Source organism: Sphingobium sp. HDIP04 (assembly GCF_000445085.1).
Classification (GTDB): domain Bacteria; phylum Pseudomonadota; class Alphaproteobacteria; order Sphingomonadales; family Sphingomonadaceae; genus Sphingobium; species Sphingobium indicum.
In genome coordinates this window covers 92,121-107,153 of the sequence record NZ_ATDO01000086.1, presented here as the reverse complement: position 1 = coordinate 107,153, position 15,033 = coordinate 92,121, and the positions used below count along the sequence as shown (strand labels likewise).

Here is a 15,033-nt window from a genome sequence, read left to right as displayed (position 1 = left end):
GCGGCGGGCACTATGCCTGACGCCATGTCGGCCCCCGATCCTCATCCGCCCGCGCCGCAGCCCTTGCTAATCGGCGCGATGGCAGGCGCCTGCCCGCAATGCGGCGCGCCCACGCTGTTTTCCGGCCCGGTCCGTTTCGCCCCCTCATGCCGCGCCTGCGGACTGGATTACGGCCAGTTCAATGTCGGCGACGGCCCCGCGGCCTTCCTGACGCTGATCATCGGCGCGCTGATGGTGGCGATGGCGCTGATATTGGAACTGAAGGTCCATCCGCCGCTCTGGCTGCACCTCCTGCTCTGGACGCCGCTGACCGTGGCGGCGGTGATGGCCAGCCTGCGCGTGGCGAAGGGCGCGCTGCTCATCCTCGAATATCGCAACAAGGCGCGCGAGGGCCGCCTGATCGCAAGGGACCGCGAAGCATGAGCCGCCGCCTGCCCCTCATCCCCACGCTGATCGTCGCGGCGGCGGTGCTGGTCATGATCGGCCTCGGCGTCTGGCAACTCCAGCGCCGCGCCGAAAAGGAATCGACGCTGGCCCTGGTCGCCGCCAATCCGGCCAAGCCCCCCGTGGCCTTCCCGGCCCATCCGCCCGTGCCGCCCGAACTTCTGTTCCGCCGCTCCTCCGCCCATTGCCTGCGCGTGGTCCACTGGCGCAGCGAAGCCGGGCGCGCCGCTGACGGATCGGTCGGCTACCGCTATATCGCCGAATGCGCGACCGGCGCGGAAGGCCCCGGCGTGCTGGTCGCGGCGGGCGTCGCGAAGACGCCTGACGCAAGGCCCCAATGGCAGGGCGGCCAGATGCGCGGCTGGATAGGGGAGGAACCCGATCACCGATCCCTTCTGTCGCGCATCGGCGGCCAGGCCATGCCGCTCCGCCCCATGCTGATCGCCGGGGAGCCGGTGCCTGGCCTCAAGCCGCTGGCGCCGCCCACCGCCGCCGACGTGCCCAACAACCATCTGGCCTATGCCGGGCAATGGTTCTTCTTCGCCGCCGTCGCGGTGGTCATCTACCTGCTCGCGCTGCGCAGACGGACGCCGCGACCTTAAATGCTTGCCCGAAGGCGCGTCGAGCGCTACCGGGCTACCCCCATGCACTATGTGAGCACCAGGGGAAGCGCGCCCGCGCTCGGGTTCGAGGATGTGACGCTGGCCGGGCTGGCGTCCGATGGCGGACTCTATGTGCCGGAAAGCTGGCCCAGCTTCTCCGCCGACCAGATTCGCGCGCTTTCGGGCCTTTCCTATGTCGAAACGGCGGTGCGGGTCATGGCGCCCTTCGTCGCCGGATCGCTTAACGAAGAGGAACTGCGCGAACTGTGCGCCGCCGCCTATGGCCGGTTCAGCCACGACGCGGTGACGCCGCTGGTGCAGCTCGATCATCGCCACTGGCTGCTGGAACTGTTCCACGGGCCGACCCTGGCGTTCAAGGATGTGGCGCTGCAACTGCTCGGCCAGTTGTTCGAACGCTTCCTGTCGCGGCGGGACGCTCATCTGACCATCGTTGGCGCGACCTCCGGCGACACTGGATCGGCGGCCATCGACGCGGTGGCGGGGCGAGAGAAGATCGACATCTTCATGCTGCATCCCGACGGCCGCGTGTCGGACGTGCAGCGCCGCCAGATGACCACGGTGCTCGCTCCCAACGTCCATAACATCGCCATCGACGGCAGCTTCGACGACGCGCAGGCGCTGGTGAAGGCGATGTTCAACGACGCCGATTTTGCGCGCCGCTTCAACCTGTCGGCGGTGAACAGCATCAACTGGGCGCGGCTGATGGCGCAGGTCGTCTATTATTTCTACGCCGCCGTGCGCCTGGGCGCGCCGGACAGGGCCATCGCCTTCTCCGTCCCCACAGGCAATTTCGGCGACGTGTTCGCAGGCTATGTCGCGGCGAAGATGGGCCTGCCCGTCGCCAAGCTGATGGTCGCGACCAACGTCAACGACATCCTCCACCGCGCCTTGGCGGAGGGCGACTATAGCCAGGGCCAGGTGGTGGCGACCGCGACCCCCAGCATGGACATCCAGGTCAGTTCGAACTTCGAACGGCTGCTGTTCGACGCGGGCGGCCGCGACGGCAAGGCGCTCGCCGAACAGATGAAGGGCTTTGAAGCCAGCAAGGCGATGCGCCTCACCAACGCCCAGCGGGATGGCGCGTCCGCGCTGTTCACCTCGGCGCGGGTCGATGCCGACGCCATGACCATGGCGATGCGCTGGGCCTATGACGCGGCGGGGCAGGTGATCGATCCGCACAGCGCCATCGGCCTGGCGGCGGCGCGCTCGATCGACCTCGATCCGGCGGTGCCCGTGGTCACGCTGGCGACGGCGCATGCGGCGAAATTCCCCACGGCGGTCGAGCGGGCCACCGGCATCCGCCCGTCTCTGCCTTCGCGGGTGGGCGACCTGTTTGCGCGGGAAGAGGCCTATGCCAAGCTGCCCGGCACCTTCGAAGCGGTCACCGCCTATGTCGCGGAGCGGGCGACGCCGAGGGGCTGAGGTGAACCTCCAGACCCTTCCCGGCGAACCCTGGTCCGATTACGGCCTGATCGATTCGGGCCATGGACGGAAGCTGGAACGCTATGGCCGCTACCGCTTCATCCGGCCGGAGCCGCAGGCCATGTGGGCGCCCGCGCAGGACGACTGGCAGGCCGACGGCGAATTCATCCCCGGTTCCGACGAGGAAGGCGGCGGGCGCTGGTTCTACGAACGGCCCGTCCCGGCCGAAGGCTGGCCGCTGCACTGGCAAGAGGTGACGTTCCAGGCCAGTTGCACGCCCTTCCGCCATCTGGGCTTCTTTCCCGACATGGCGCCGGTCTGGGACTGGATGCGCGGCAGGATCGCGGACAAGGACCAGGCGCAGGTCATGAACCTGTTTGGCTATACCGGCGTCGGCACGCTGGCGATGGCGGCGGCGGGCGCGCAGATGGTGCATGTCGACGCTTCCAAGAAGTCGGTGGCGCAGGCGCGGGCCAATGCGGCGCTGTCGGGGCTGGAGGATCGCCCGGTCCGCTGGATCGTCGACGACGCGGCCAAGTTCGTGGCGCGGGAGGTGCGGCGCGGCCGGCGCTATGACGGCATATTGCTCGATCCGCCCAAATATGGGCGTGGTCCCGATGGCGAGGTCTGGCGGCTGGAAGAGGATCTGCCGGGACTGATCGCGCATTGCCGCCAATTGCTGGACGCGGACAGCCGCTTCCTGTTCCTGACTGTCTATGCCGTCCGCATGTCGGCGCTGGCCATCGGGGAATTGTTGCGCCAAGCCTTTGCCGATCTGCCGGGCACCGTGGAAGCGGGCGAACTGGCGGTGCGCGAAGAGGCACGCGGATTGATGCTGCCCACCGCGATCTGGGCCCGGTGGAGCCGCTAAGTCCATTCCGTCATTGGGCGACGGGCGGCTGAAGTTTGTTCCGTCTGCGCGGTTCAGACGTGTCAACCGGGCTCCTGCCCGCGCCCGATTAACGCGGTGCGCTCTAGAAACTCGCCTTCAGCCCGTCGATCACGAACTGAGCGGCCAGTGCCGCCAGCAGGACGCCCAGCAGCCGCGTGATGACCGCCTCGATCTTGGCGCCGAGCAGCGCCATGATCGGCCCAGCGGCCAGCAGCGACGCCAACATCAGCACCAGCGTCACGACCACGGCGCCGATCACCACCAGTCGTTCGCTCAGCCCTTCCGCCCGCGACATCAGCAGCATCACCGTGGCGATCGAACCCGGTCCGGCGATCATCGGCATCGCCATGGGGAAGACCGACACATCCTCCACCTCGGGCGTCTCCGCGATCTTCTGCGCCCGGTCTTCGCGCCGCTGGGTGCGCTTTTCGAACACCATGTCCATGGCGATGATGAACAGCATGATTCCGCCCGCGATGCGGAAGCTGTCCAGTTCGATCCCCAGAGTGCCCAGCAACTGCTTGCCCCAGAGCGCGAACAGCAGCAGGATTCCGGCCGCGATGGCGACGGCGCGGATCGCCATGCTGCGCCGCTGGACCTGCGTCGCGCCGGTGGTGAGGCTGGCATAGATCGGCGCGCAGCCCGGCGGATCGATCACCACGAACAGGGTGACGAAGGCGGAGATGAACAGTTCCGTCATGGCGCCGCGGCCACCCTGTCGTCGATCACGGTTTCATAGTCGGTCCCATTCCACATGCGCACTGTCACGCGGCGGCTGCCGTCGGCTGCGGCCTCTGCGTTCCAGCTCAGGCTTTCGTCGCGGGGAGCCGTCGGCATCTCGCCCTTTGCCGCTTTGCGGCCCGGCGGAGGGCTGGCGGGGCGCGGGGCCCCTCCTGCGCGGGCGCGCTTGCAGGTCGCGACCTTGCCGATGAGGAATTCGGGCGCTTCACGGGCGCTGGCGAGCGTGTCGCCATGGTCCATGATCCACTTCCACTCGCCCTTCCTGTCCCGCTGCCAGATGGTGGTGAAATAGCCGACCGATCCGTCCGGCCGCTTCCAGCCGCCGGTGCTGGCCGCCAGATCGCCGTCGCAGGACACGTAGATGGCCGACGGCGTCCAGCTTACCGGGGCAGGGGGGTCGGCCCGCCCCTTCAGCCATTGCTTCGCCAAGACCCGCTGCGGCACGAACATGACGGCCTCGTCCGCAGCGGTTTCGCGGAAGGCGGTCCATTGCCCCTTCTGCTGCGCCAGCCGGTTGAAGGCGAGTTCGGCGGCGAACACGGAACTGGGGTCGGGCTGATAGCGCATGGGCGGGCGGGCGCCAGCCAGCGCCGGCAATGTCAGGGCAAGAAGCGCGGCGCGCGCCTTCACAGCCCCTCCGGCCTGGGCAGTCCGGCCCGCGCATGCGCCGCCACCAGCGTATTGCGCAGCAGGACGGCGATGGTCATCGGCCCGACGCCGCCCGGCACCGGCGTGATGGCGCGGACATGCGCCAGCGCTTCGGCCGTGGCGACGTCGCCGACGATCCGGCTCTTGCCGTCCTCCGTATCGGTGACGCGGTTGATGCCGACGTCGATCACGGTCGCGCCCGGCTTGATCCATTCGCCCTTCACCATCTCCGCCCGGCCTACGGCGGCGACGACGATGTCGGCGCGATGCACGACCGAGGCAATGTCCCGCGTGCGGCTGTGCGCGATGGTGACCGTGCAATTTTCCGCCAGCAGCAATTGCGCCATCGGCTTGCCCACGATGTTGGAGCGGCCGACCACCACGGCTTCCAGCCCCGAAAGGTCGCCCAGCTCATCCTTCAGCAGCATGATGCAGCCCAGCGGCGTGCAGGGCACCATCGCCTCCTGCCCGGTGGCGAGCAGGCCCGAATTGACGACATGGAACCCATCCACATCCTTGGCGGGATCGATCGTGCCGATCACGGACGCCTCGTTGATGTGCGGCGGCAGGGGCAACTGGACCAGGATGCCGTCCACCCGCTCGTCGGCATTCAGTTCCTCGACCAGGTCCAGCAATTCCTCCTCGCCTATGGAGGCGGGCAGCTTGAACTCCATGCTCTCCATGCCCGCGGCGACGGTCATCTTGCCCTTGTTGCGGACGTAGACGGAACTGGCCGGATCTTCGCCGACCAGCACCACGGCCAGCCCCGGCTTGCGCCCGGTCTTGGCGATGAAGGCGCCGACCCCGTCCGCGACCTTGCCGCGAAGCGTCTCCGCAAAGGCCTTGCCGTCGATGATCTTGCCGATGGTCATGATGCTTCACCCTGTTATTCGATAATGGTGGAGAGCCGGCCAGAGGCCAACGCTTCACCGCCCCCCTTGATCCGCAGCCGCTTTAGCCGGTTGGCGTCGCCCGATTCCAGCGAAATCGCCCCGCGTGGCCAATCCAGCCGCTTCGCCAGCAGCGCGATCAGCGCCGCATTGGCCTTGCCCCTTTCCGGCACGGCGCGGACGCGGGCGCTCAGCCATGTCGCGCCCTTGTCGTCCGTCCAGACGCCGCCGATCTCTTCCCGCGCCGCGCCCGGCGTCAACCGGACGGAAAGGATGAGGTCGTCTCCGTCCCGGCTCCAGACCGTCACACCAGTCCGAACAGCGGCGGCAATATGGCCTGGCGGATGATCAGAATGCCCAGCAGCACGACCATGGGCGACAGGTCCAGCGCCCCCAGGTCCGGCAGCACCCGGCGGATCGGATTGTAGATGGGCGCCGTCATCCGATCCAGCGCCACCATCACCGTGCGCACGAAATCATTGGAAAGATTGACGACGTTGAAGGCGATCAGCCAGCTCATGATGGCCTGGATGATGATGATCCACCACAGCACATCGAGCAGGATGACGATGATCTGATAGAGGGCGTAGGCCATGCGATCTCCGATTTGATTGGGATTGCTCTAGCCGAGGCGGGCGGCGCGGGACAAGCCATGGTGGGAGATTTGATTGGGTTGGGCGGTCGAAGGCTGGTGGAGGGAATGGGGCGTGACCTGCGTATTTCCCCTCCACCATCGGCTGCGCCGACGGTCCCCCTCCCCATGCAGGCATGGGGAGGAATGGGTTAGCGGCGCACCAGGGTGCCTGCGCCGCGATCGGTGAAGATTTCCAGCAGCATCGCATGCGGCACGCGGCCGTCCAGGATGACGGCGGCGTCCACCCCGCCTTCGACCGCGCGGACGCAGGTTTCCAGCTTCGGGATCATGCCGCCGCTGATCGTGCCGTCCGCCTCCAGCCCGTTGATCGCCTCCGGGTCGAGATCGGTCAGCAACTGGCCCTGCTTGTCCAGCACGCCCGCCACGTCGGTGAGGAGGAAGAAGCGTGCCGCCTGCAATTCCGCCGCGATGGCGCCCGCCATGGTGTCGGCATTGACATTATAGGTGTGCCCGTCCGCGCCGATGCCCACCGGCGCGACCACCGGAATGATGCCGTTCTGGGTCAGCGTGTCCAGGATGCTGCGGTCGACCCTCACCGGATCGCCGACAAAGCCCAGGTCGACATTGCGCTCTATGCCGGAATTGGGGTCCGCCTCACGCTTGCCCAGCACCTTTTCGCACAGGACCAGGCCGCCATCCTTGCCCGAAATGCCGACCGCGCGCCCGCCGGCGCCGGAGATCCAGCCGACGATTTCCTTGTTGATGGAACCGGCCAAGACCATTTCCGCGATCTGCGCGGTTTCCTTGTCGGTGACGCGTAGGCCGCCGACGAACTGCGATTCGACGCCCAGCTTCTTGAGCATCGCGCCGATCTGCGGCCCGCCGCCATGGACGACGACGACATTGATGCCGACCGCCTTCATCAGCACCACGTCCTCCGCGAAATCGCGGGCCGCCTCCGGATCGCCCATGGCGTGGCCGCCATATTTCACGACGAAGGTCTTGCCCGCATATCGCTGCATATAGGGCAATGCCTCGACGAGGGTTTCGGCCTTGGCGAGGAGCGCCGGATCGGGGGCGTGCTTGCTGTTCATGCGCGGGCGCATAGGGCTTTATGCCCCCCGCTGCAAGTTAGCGGTCGAGCCGCCGCCCCAGCGCGACCAGCGCGTAGATGACCGGCGGCACCAGCAGGGCCGACAGCGCGACCTTCGCCAGCATCTGGCCCAGCAGCAGTTCGCCGATGGGGAACACGCCGTAGAAGGCGATGGACACGAAGAGAAGCGTGTCCGCGATCTGGGAGAGGATGCTGGCCACCGCGGCGCGCAGCCAGAGGAGGCGGCCGCCCTCCCTGCCCTTCAGCGCGGCGAAGAGGGTGACGTTCAGCGTCTGGGAAATGCCGTAGGCGACGATGCCGCCCAGCCAGATGCGCGGCGTGCCGCCCATCATCAGCGCGAAGGCGTCTCGCCTTGCCGGGTCCATGTCGCTCGCGGCGGGCACGGCCAGCACGGCGATGGACAGCAATATGGAGGCGATCAGCGGCAGGAAGCCCACCTGCACCAGCCGGTTGGCGACGGCGCGGCCGTGCAATTCCGCCACTGCGCTGGAAATCGTCACCAGCAGCAGGAAGGCGAAGATGCCCGCCTCCACCGCCAGCGGGCCAAGGCCGAACCAGGGGCCGATGGCCGACAGCGGCCCCAGCGTCACCTGCTTGTTGCCGAGCACGCCCGCGATGCAGACCATGCCGCCGTAGAAGATCGAGAAGACGAAAAGCGAACGCGCGATGGGCGCGGGATGCGAAGCCATTGCCGGCACTTACCGGGGTTTTGGCGGAGTGGGAAGTGGTTAGACGACGGGACAGCTTCCGTTCGCTCGCTCAGCTCTCCAAAACGCCCTTGGCGGCGCGCAGCCCCGCCTTGCCGTTCCGCGCGAGCGTGCGTTTCAACGCTTCCGGGCTTGGTGCGACGAGGAAGCCGAAGCTGACGCAGCCCTGTTTCGTCTCTACTGCATGGTGCAGGCGATGGGCCTGGACGATCCGCTTCATATAGGCGGAGCGCGGGACATGGCGATGGCCGACGCGGCGGTGGACGATGATGTCGTGAAAGCCGAGATAGATGGCGCCATAGGCCGCGATGCCGGCGCCCATCGCCGTCGCCCAGTCGCCCCATTGCCATTGCACGCCGCCCAGCAGCAGCAGGATGGAGGGCATGGCGAAGATCACGAAATAGAGGTCGTTCGCTTCCCAGCGGCCGGTGCGTTCCCGATGGTGGCTGGCGTGCAGGAACCAGCCCGGCCCGTGCATGACCCAGCGGTGCATGACATAGGCGAAGCCCTCCATCGCGGCGACGGTGGCCAGGAAGATCAGGATCGGCGGCAGGGCGTTCATGCGCGCCCTTATAGGGCGAGGAGCCTGTTCAGGCGACCCGCAAAAAGGGCAAAGGAAAAAGGGCCGCGATCCAATGGATCACGGCCCCCCAAGACTTTTCCGTCGATCAGAAGGACGCGGTGACCGAACCGACCACGCCACCCCTTGCCGCGTCGCGGAAGTTGCCGACGCCAGCATTGGGCCGGAAATGGGTGTCGGTGTCCACATAGCTGACGCCGAAGGTCAGATGGCTCCATGTATAGGTCGCGCCGACGCTCCAGTCGGTATAGCCCTTGCCGACGGGAACCAGATAGCTGGGACCGAAGCTGTGGCCCAGATGCGCCGACACGCCCAGCGGGGTGTTCGGGATGCTGGCCGACAGGTCGCCTGCGAGGTACAGATTGTCTTCCTTGCCGTTGCCGACGGACAGGGCCTTCGCCTTGGGCGCATAGGCTGCGCTCAGCTTGGCGGTCGCCGGGCCGAACGTGCCCTTGACCGAGGCATAGGGCTCGACGAAGTCGGTGTTGCCGCCGCCCGAGCCGGGATAATAGTAATAGAGCACGCCGAGATCGAAGGTGGCCGCGCCGACGGTCTTGGAATAGCCGGCGATCAGGTCGAGTTCCTGGTCGCTGCCAGCGGCGACATAGTCATCGATGGAAGAACCCCAGGTCGAGACATAGAAGCCGGACGCATGGGTCACGGTGAGGCCGCCCTGCAACGCGAAGCGCTTGTCGGTCTGCGAAATGCCGCGGAAGCGATAATCCGTGACCACGGCAGCGTTGCCGGTCACGGTGAGTTCCGGAGCGGGCTCGTCCTGGGCGAAGGCCGGCGCCGACATGGCGGCAAGGGCAAGGGCCGAGAGGCCGAATATGGACTTACGCATGTGATTTCCCCTTGATGGTATCTGCGATCGTCCCACCTGCGTCATGGTCCCGGATCTCTATTGCCCTGCACGGGATGGACCGGGTTGCCTCAACGAGGGAGGGATGCCTGCCCCCGCTGCGGCGCACAAGATTTTATTGCTATTTGGTGTCTTTTGATTCTGTAATGTTGCTGATCTGCAACAAAATCAGGCATGATTATGGCGCCGCGCGCCGCTCCGCGCGGTTTTCGCCGCAATTGACGGGCCAGCCGTTACCGGAGAGGAGGCGCTGCGTCCCGCGCCGCGTGAATGACGCGCTGCGGATAGGGAATGGTGATGCCATGTTCGCGGAACAGCAGCCACAACCGGCCGAGAACATCGGACTTCACATTGCCGACGCCGCTTTCCGGATCGCTGATCCACACCAATATGTCATGTTCGACCCGGTTCTCGCCAAAGGCGGTGAGCCAGACATTGGGCTTGGGATTGCGCAGCACGCGGGGGCTTTCCTGCGCGGCGCGCAGCATCAATTCCTGCGCCAGCTTCAGGTCGCTGTCATAACCGATGCCGACGGGGATGCGGACGCGGACGTTGCGGTCGGAATAGGACCAGTTCTCCACCTCCTGCGTCATCAGGTTCTCGTTGGGGATCAGATGTTCCTTGCCGTCGCGGGTGATGACGCTGACGGCGCGCACGCCGATCTTGTTCACCCAGCCGAAGCTGTCGCCAACGACGATGACGTCGCCCGGCTTGATCGATCGGTCCATCAGCAGGATGATCCCGGCGATCAGGTTGCCGAAGGTCTTTTGCAGGCCGAAGCCGACCGCCAGCCCCAGCGCGCCCGAAAAGACGGCGAAGGCGGTCAGGTCTATCCCCAGCAGGTCGACGCCGATGAAGAAGGCGGCGACGACAACGACTATGGCGGCCAGCTTCTGCGCGAGCAGCTTCTGCGTGGCGTCCAGCCCATGGGCGCGGGTGATGCTGCGCCCGACGATGCGGTTGGCAAGGCGGACCAAGGCGAACAGCGCGACGCAGATCGCCGCCATGCTGACCAGCCCCAGCAGCGTGACGCGCCGCTTGCCCAGGTCCAGGCCCACGCCGTCCAGCATGTCCGCCACCGGGGCGAAGCCGCCGCTGCTGCCGGAAAGGACCATCACGAACAGCAGCAGGGCAATCGGCAGCACCGCAAGGCGCGGAATTGCGAGGCTGCGCAATATGTGCACCGCCAGCAGCGAGAGCGAGAGGGCGAGCGCGGCGCCCAGGATCAGATGGGCGAAATCCCCGATCGGCCAGAGGGCGACAGCCAGAGCCATGACGGCGGCGGCGATGGCGTGGCGCAGGATCGGGCGCAGATGCCCGGCCAGCGCCTCCCCCAAAGCGCGGAATCGGCGGCGCAGGCGAGGCGAGGCGAATCGGGCGACGGCGCTGGCGACCAGATGGATGGCGACGGCCAGCGCCAGCGCGACCAGTGGGTGGACGACAGCCGGATCGCCAGGCAACAGGGACAGGAGGTCGGGCAGGCCAGGCGTCATCCGCGCGCGGCCCGGAAGCGGGCAAGGCCGGCGTCCAGATCCGCCATCAGGTCGTCGCTGTCCTCCAGCCCGATCTGGAGGCGGACGACCGGCCCCTCCGCCTGCCAGGCGGTGGCCGTGCGGTATCTGGCCGGATCGACGGGAAGCGCGAGGCTTTCGAAGCCGCCCCAGCTATAACCGATGCCGAAATGGGCGAGGCCGTCGATTAGGGCGGCGCGCGCCTTTTCATCGCCGCCCTTGAGGACGAAGCTGAACAGCCCGCTGGAGCCGGTGAAATCACGCTGCCACAGGGCATGGCCAGGGCAGGAGGGCAGGGCCGGATGAAGCACGCGGGCGACGTCGGGCTGCGGCGCCAGCCATTGCGCGATGCGCAGGGCGCTGGCCTGGTGCTGGTTGAGGCGGACGCCCAGGGTGCGCAGGCCCCGCGCCGCGAGCCAGGCGTCGTCGGGGCTGGTCATCTGCCCGAACAGATAGGCGGCTTGGCGGATTTTCGCGAAGAAGGCCGGGGTGGCCGTCACCGATCCGATCATCACGTCGCTGTGGCCGACGATATATTTGGTGCAGGCAAGGATGCTGATGTCGACGCCATGGCTGAGCGCCGGGAAGAACCAGGGCGTGGCCCATGTGTTGTCGATCAGGGTTGCGATGCCCCGGTCGCGGGCTATGGCGGTGATGGCGGGAACGTCCTGCACCTCGAAGGTCAGGCTGCCGGGGCTTTCCAGGAAGATGGCGCGGGTGGCGTCGGTGATGAGGTCCGCGATCCCAGCGCCCACGGTCGGATCGTAATAGACGGTCTCGATCCCCAGCGGCCGCAGCATCTGTTCGCAGAAATTGCGCGTCGGGTCATAGGCGCTGTCGACCATCAGCAGTTGGTCGCCCGGCTTCAGCACCGCCATCAGCGCGCAGGCGATGGCCGCCACGCCCGACGGATAGAGCATGGTGCCTTCGGCGCCCGGCTCCATTTCGGTGAGGGCGTCGGCCAGGCTCCATGCCGTCGGCGTGCCCTTGCGGCCGTAGAACAGGCGTTCATGCGTGCTGCGCCCTGCCGCGCTACGCAGATGCGCGACATCGTCGTACAGGATGGTCGATGCGCGCCAGACCGGCGGGTTGACGATGCCGCCGGGCTGGCCGGGCATGCCGGTCCATTCAGGCTTGCGGCCCGCCTGCGCGATCTGGGTCAGGGGCTTGCGGTCGCGCCGCTTGTCGGGATCGCGGCTCATGCGGCGGGGCCGGTCGCTTTCGGCGTGGCGGGGTCCAGCCCCCATTCGGACCAGCTTCCGTCATAGAGGGTGACGTCGGTCTTGCCGAGCAGTTCGAGGCCCGCGAGCAGGATTGCCGCCGTCACGCCGCTGCCGCAGCTCGTGATGATCGGGCGGTCGAAATCCGTCCCGGCGTCAAGGAACAGGCGGCGCAGTTCCTCGCCCCGCTTCATGCTGTTGTCGGCATGGTAGAAGGCGGAGGAGGGAATGTTGCGGCTGCCCGGAATATGGCCCGACGCCATGCCTGGGCGGGGCTCCTTCTCCTCGCCCGTGAAGCGCGGCGCGCCGCGCGCGTCCAGCACCTGTTCGGCCTGACTTTCGACATTGGCGAGAAGATCCTCCTTGGTGCGGACCTGGCCCGCGGCGCGCTTCGCCACGGCATTGCCGGGGGGCGGCGTCGGCATGCCGCTTTCCGTCGGCCGTCCCTCCGCCAGCCATTTGGGCAGGCCGCCGTCCAGGATCGCCGCGCTCTTGCCCACGCCATAGAGGCGCATCATCCACCAGCCGCGTGCCGCGCTGTGGGTCGGGCTGTTGTCATAGACGACGATGCGGCTGTCCGCGTCGATGCCAAGCCGGCGGCAGCGTTCCGTCATGAAATCGTCGGTCGGCAGCATGCCGGGGCGTGGATCGTCGGGATCGGCCAGGGTGGGGAGGTCGAGGAACGCGGCGCCGGGGATATGGGCGGCCTCGAACTCGGCCCTGGGGTCGCGGGGCACGCCGGGCAGGAACAGGCTGGCGTCGACGATCCGCAGGTCGGGCTTGCCCAATTCCCCCTCAAGCCAGTCGGTCGATACCAATATGTCCATGCGCGCCCTTGCTCCCTGGCTGGTTCGGCCACCCGCAGGGGTGGCGCGGAGCCATTCTAGGAGCGGCAGGCGGAGGTGGAAAGGGCCGATTGGCCTTAGCTGGAGAGGCTGAGCGCGGTCGCGCGGCTGCCCGGCGCGCGGTATTGGCGCGGGCCAAGGTCAAGGCGGAAGGGGGAAAGGCGCTCGGCCGGGGGCGACTGTTCCTCCCCGACGATGAAGACGCCGCCGCTGCGTCCCGTCCCTTCGCTCTCGCCCGTCCAGCGATAATGGGCGTCGAAGGCGATCAGCGGGATCAGCAGGGCGCGCTGGCCCATGGGGATCGCGGCGATCGCCTGGGCGTCGAGGCGCATTTCCCCGCTGAGCTTCTGCGTCTCGCCCGGCGCGATGGATACCACCGAATGGACGGGAAGGCCGGTTTCGCCCGCGAAGAACGACTGGAACAGCGCCTGTTGCTGCGCATCGGCATTGGCGATCAGGCTGCGGACGAGGATGTCCTCCGCCGCGCGGGTGCCGCGATTGCGGAGCGTCAGCCGATAGCCGATGGTCGCGCCCAGCAATGTCAGGCGGGCGGCCTGCACGTCCATGACAAGTTCGATCCATGGGCGGTCGGCATCGTCCGGCGCGGCTTCGGGTTCGGGTGGGGCAGGCGTTGCGCTGGGAGGCGGAGGGGGCGGCGGCGGCGCGGTGTCGGCTTCGGCTTCGTAAGGCGGTTCCTCCGCCGCGTCCTGCCTGCGGCGGCGCAGCCAGGAATAGCCCCCGATCAGCAGCATGGCGGCCGCCGCTGCGGCGGCGATCCAGGGCCATGCGGGCGCGGCTGGAGGCTCAGGCGGACTTGGCGATACCGGCGTCGGACCCGAAACAGTGCCGTTGTCGGCAGAGGGGAGGTTCTGGTCGGCGGCGGGAGGCGGCGGCGGAGCGGCTTCGCCGGGAACCGCGCTTTCGGCCGGGGCCTGGCTTTGCGGTGCGGCTTGCGGCGGGCGCACCGGCTCGGCGGATCGCTGGACAGGTTGGTTTTGCGCCGGTGCCGGCGTCGGGACCGGCGCGGCGATGGGCGGAAGCTGAATCGTCGGCGCGACGACCGGCGGCGGCGTCGCTGGGGTCGGCGCGCCGCGGAACACGTCCAGTTCCGGCCCCTGCGCATTGGGATCGGTCCGCGGCTGCGCGGGCGTGCGCGGCAGGTTGAAGACCGGCTCCGCGCCATTGTCCTGCTGGGCGAAGGCGGGCGCGGCCAGCAGCAGCGGCGCGGCGAACAGAGACAGGAAACGGAACCCCATGGGTCGCAGCCAAGGCATAAGCCCCAGTGAACCCGCCATGAACGAAAGGCAAGAGAGGCGCGACGATGACATATGGCGTGCAATGGCGTAGATGGCCTGCCCATGACTGACATGCCGTCTCCGATTCATCTGGGCCAGACCAGCGCCCTGCCGACCCGCCCCGAAGAGGCCGTGCTGGACTATGTGCCCAATCCCCGGCCGGGCAAGCCCTATCTTGTCCGCTTCGCCGTGCCGGAATTCACGTCGCTCTGCCCCGTGACAGGCCAGCCGGACTTCGCCCATCTGGTGATTGACTATGCGCCCGCCGCGACCATCGTGGAATCCAAGTCGCTGAAGCTGTTCCTCGGCTCCTTCCGCAACCATGCCGCCTTTCATGAGGATTGCACGGTGGGAATAGGCGAACGCCTGTTCGCGGAGATGAACCCGTTCTGGCTGCGCATCGGCGGCTATTGGTATCCGCGCGGCGGCATTCCCATCGACGTGTTCTGGCAATCCAGCGAGCCGCCCGCAGGCCTCTGGCTGCCGCCGCAGGACGTGCCGGGCTATCGCGGCCGGGGGTGAGTTTAAATCGGTTCCACCGTGTTCCTGCGAAGGCAGGAACCCAGTTCAGACCGTAGACCTGGGCTCCTGCCTTCGCAGGAGCACGCCAGCTTCGACATCGCTTTGTTTGACAAACGAACAAC

Annotated in this window: 18 protein-coding genes; 5 read left to right on the top strand and 13 right to left on the bottom strand. The window is 67.5% G+C overall.

The annotated features are described in order from the left end of the window. Positions 1 to 12: 12 nt before the first annotated feature. The 4 genes from L286_RS36185 to L286_RS36170 are packed head-to-tail and all read left to right on the top strand — an operon-like array spanning position 13 to position 3,360. A complete protein-coding gene (locus L286_RS36185) occupies positions 13 to 423 on the top strand; it encodes a DUF983 domain-containing protein (protein ID WP_021222952.1) in 411 nt (136 codons plus the stop codon). Beyond that, complete coding sequence (locus tag L286_RS36180) at positions 420 to 1,046, top strand: SURF1 family protein (RefSeq protein WP_020819361.1); 627 nt, start codon at positions 420 to 422, stop codon at positions 1,044 to 1,046. Before L286_RS36185 ends, L286_RS36180 begins: the two co-directional genes overlap by 4 nt. A gap of 42 nt (positions 1,047 to 1,088) precedes the next feature. Beyond that, positions 1,089 to 2,489: a threonine synthase gene (thrC, locus tag L286_RS36175; RefSeq protein ID WP_020819360.1), complete on the top strand. Its 1,401-nt coding sequence runs from the start codon at positions 1,089 to 1,091 to the stop codon at positions 2,487 to 2,489. 1 nt (position 2,490) lies between these two features. After that, complete coding sequence (locus L286_RS36170; RefSeq protein ID WP_007688563.1) at positions 2,491 to 3,360, top strand: class I SAM-dependent methyltransferase; 870 nt, start codon at positions 2,491 to 2,493, stop codon at positions 3,358 to 3,360. Positions 3,361 to 3,463: 103 nt separating this feature from the next. On the opposite strand, the gene L286_RS36165 is transcribed toward L286_RS36170, so the two are convergent. The 13 genes from L286_RS36165 to L286_RS36105 all read right to left on the bottom strand — a co-directional run bounded on the left by L286_RS36165 (position 3,464) and on the right by L286_RS36105 (position 14,350). Next, positions 3,464 to 4,081, bottom strand: coding sequence for a MarC family protein (locus L286_RS36165; RefSeq protein ID WP_007688564.1), 618 nt, complete (start codon positions 4,079 to 4,081; stop codon positions 3,464 to 3,466). Continuing rightward, positions 4,078 to 4,752, bottom strand: a complete 675-nt coding sequence (locus L286_RS36160) for a YybH family protein (protein ID WP_020819359.1) — start codon at positions 4,750 to 4,752, stop codon at positions 4,078 to 4,080. The genes L286_RS36165 and L286_RS36160 overlap by 4 nt, the downstream gene beginning before the upstream one ends. Then, positions 4,749 to 5,642, bottom strand: coding sequence for a bifunctional methylenetetrahydrofolate dehydrogenase/methenyltetrahydrofolate cyclohydrolase FolD (folD, locus tag L286_RS36155; protein ID WP_007688566.1), 894 nt, complete (start codon positions 5,640 to 5,642; stop codon positions 4,749 to 4,751). The genes L286_RS36160 and folD overlap by 4 nt, the downstream gene beginning before the upstream one ends. 14 nt (positions 5,643 to 5,656) lie before the next feature. Beyond that, the gene (locus L286_RS36150; RefSeq protein WP_020819358.1) at positions 5,657 to 5,968 is read right to left on the bottom strand and encodes a DUF167 family protein; all 312 of its coding nucleotides are present in this window, start codon (positions 5,966 to 5,968) and stop codon (positions 5,657 to 5,659) included. Beyond that, complete coding sequence (locus L286_RS36145) at positions 5,965 to 6,255, bottom strand: YggT family protein (protein ID WP_007688568.1); 291 nt, start codon at positions 6,253 to 6,255, stop codon at positions 5,965 to 5,967. Before L286_RS36145 ends, L286_RS36150 begins: the two co-directional genes overlap by 4 nt. A 188-nt stretch (positions 6,256 to 6,443) precedes the next feature. After that, positions 6,444 to 7,361, bottom strand: a complete 918-nt coding sequence (argB, locus tag L286_RS36140) for an acetylglutamate kinase (protein ID WP_020819357.1) — start codon at positions 7,359 to 7,361, stop codon at positions 6,444 to 6,446. Positions 7,362 to 7,386: 25 nt separating this feature from the next. Further along, the gene (locus L286_RS36135; protein ID WP_020819356.1) at positions 7,387 to 8,058 is read right to left on the bottom strand and encodes a queuosine precursor transporter; all 672 of its coding nucleotides are present in this window, start codon (positions 8,056 to 8,058) and stop codon (positions 7,387 to 7,389) included. 70 nt (positions 8,059 to 8,128) lie between these two features. Then, complete coding sequence (locus L286_RS36130) at positions 8,129 to 8,638, bottom strand: sterol desaturase family protein (RefSeq protein ID WP_007688574.1); 510 nt, start codon at positions 8,636 to 8,638, stop codon at positions 8,129 to 8,131. Between the two features lie 106 nt (positions 8,639 to 8,744). Beyond that, positions 8,745 to 9,500 (bottom strand): TorF family putative porin, encoded by a 756-nt coding sequence (locus tag L286_RS36125; RefSeq protein ID WP_020819355.1) that lies wholly within the window; start codon positions 9,498 to 9,500, stop codon positions 8,745 to 8,747. Positions 9,501 to 9,751: 251 nt separating this feature from the next. Continuing rightward, positions 9,752 to 11,011 (bottom strand): mechanosensitive ion channel family protein, encoded by a 1,260-nt coding sequence (locus L286_RS36120; RefSeq protein ID WP_020819354.1) that lies wholly within the window; start codon positions 11,009 to 11,011, stop codon positions 9,752 to 9,754. Beyond that, a complete protein-coding gene (gene metC, locus L286_RS36115; protein ID WP_025160462.1) occupies positions 11,008 to 12,231 on the bottom strand; it encodes a cystathionine beta-lyase in 1,224 nt (407 codons plus the stop codon). Before metC ends, L286_RS36120 begins: the two co-directional genes overlap by 4 nt. Continuing rightward, the gene (gene sseA / locus L286_RS36110) at positions 12,228 to 13,076 is read right to left on the bottom strand and encodes a 3-mercaptopyruvate sulfurtransferase (protein ID WP_020819352.1); all 849 of its coding nucleotides are present in this window, start codon (positions 13,074 to 13,076) and stop codon (positions 12,228 to 12,230) included. The genes metC and sseA overlap by 4 nt, the downstream gene beginning before the upstream one ends. 95 nt (positions 13,077 to 13,171) lie before the next feature. Beyond that, entirely contained in the window at positions 13,172 to 14,350 is a 1,179-nt protein-coding gene (locus L286_RS36105; protein WP_020819351.1) for a hypothetical protein, read from the bottom strand. 102 nt (positions 14,351 to 14,452) lie between these two features. Here L286_RS36105 and queF point away from each other — a divergent pair, with 102 nt between their 5' ends. Beyond that, positions 14,453 to 14,911, top strand: a complete 459-nt coding sequence (queF, locus tag L286_RS36100) for a preQ(1) synthase (protein WP_025160463.1) — start codon at positions 14,453 to 14,455, stop codon at positions 14,909 to 14,911. The last annotated feature ends 122 nt before the right edge of the window (positions 14,912 to 15,033 follow it).